This window comes from Streptomyces sp. NPDC007205, assembly GCF_040634095.1.
GTDB lineage: Bacteria > Actinomycetota > Actinomycetes > Streptomycetales > Streptomycetaceae > Streptomyces.
Genome location: NZ_JBEYEW010000195.1, coordinates 1 through 1,082, shown reverse-complemented (window position 1 = coordinate 1,082; position 1,082 = coordinate 1). Strand labels below are relative to the sequence as shown.

The window sequence follows — 1,082 nt, the reverse complement described above, 5'->3', positions numbered from 1 at the left end:
GCTGCCGTGCGGACCGCGCCGGGTGCCGAGCCGGAGCCGGGACGGCCGGGCACCGCGCACAGCGAGCCCGCCCACGGCGTACGGCCCACGCCACGCGCCACCCGGGGACGGCCACGCACCGCGTACCGGCCAAGCACCGCGCACAGCCCCGGCATCGCCGTGCGGACCCCGCCATGTGCCGAGGCGAGACGGCCGGGCACCGCGCAGAGCGCGGCCACCGCCGTGCGGCCCACGCCGGCGTCGGCGCGGGACGGCCGGGCACTGCCGGGAGCCCGCGTCGTGCCGTGCGGCGCTCGCCGGGTGCGGAACCGGGTCCGCTGCGCGGTGTCCGGGCCGGTGGGGCGCGCCGGGTGTTCCCGGGTCACCTGAGGGTTCCTTCCGTGCGGGCCGGGGACTGGGCGGCGCGGTGGGCCAGGGCGGTGGTGGAGCGGCCGTCCAGGTAGGGCAGCAGCAGGACCTGGCCGCCCCAGCTCTCCACCAGGGGCTGTTCGGGCAGTTCGGTGCGGGCGTAGTCGCCGCCCTTGGCCCAGATGTGCGGGCGGAGTTCGCCGAGGATGCGTTCGGGCGTGTCCTCGTCGAAGACGGCGACCGCGTCGACGCACTCCAGGGCCCGCAGCACCCGGACCCGGTCGGGGGCCGGGACCAGGGGGCGTCCGGTGCCCTTGCGGCGGCGTACCGAGTCGTCGGAGTTGACGCAGACGATCAGGCAGTCGCCGGCCCGGCGGGCTGCCTGGAGGAGTGCGACGTGCCCGGCGTGCAGCAGGTCGAAGCAGCCGCCCGCGGCGACGACGGTGCCGCCCGCGGCCCGGACCCGGGTGGCCGTGCGCACGGCGTCCGCCGTGGTGTCCCCGGAGGGCGGGGTCGCCTCGGGAGCGTCCGCCCGGTCCGCGGTGGCGACCGCGCGGGCGCCGCCCTCGGCGACGTAGCGGGTCGCCGCGTGCACGGCGGCCTGGACGGCGGCCTCGGTGAGCGCGCCGTCGGCGAGCAGGCCTGCGGCGGCCGCGGCGAACCGGTCGCCGGCGTACCAGCCCCGCACCAGACCCGCCGGCCGGCCACCGCCGGTGAGGATCTTGGCGCCCTCC

General features: G+C 79.5%; 1 protein-coding gene and 1 pseudogene. Both read right to left on the bottom strand.

The window, feature by feature from the left end; translation table 11 throughout:
* Positions 1-365: pseudogene (locus ABZ624_RS43210) on the bottom strand (hypothetical protein); the annotation flags it as partial.
* On the bottom strand, positions 362-1,082 hold a 721-nt coding region (gene rfaE2, locus ABZ624_RS43205), incomplete at its 5' end, for a D-glycero-beta-D-manno-heptose 1-phosphate adenylyltransferase (protein WP_360101287.1). The gene rfaE2 and the pseudogene ABZ624_RS43210, both read right to left, overlap by 4 nt.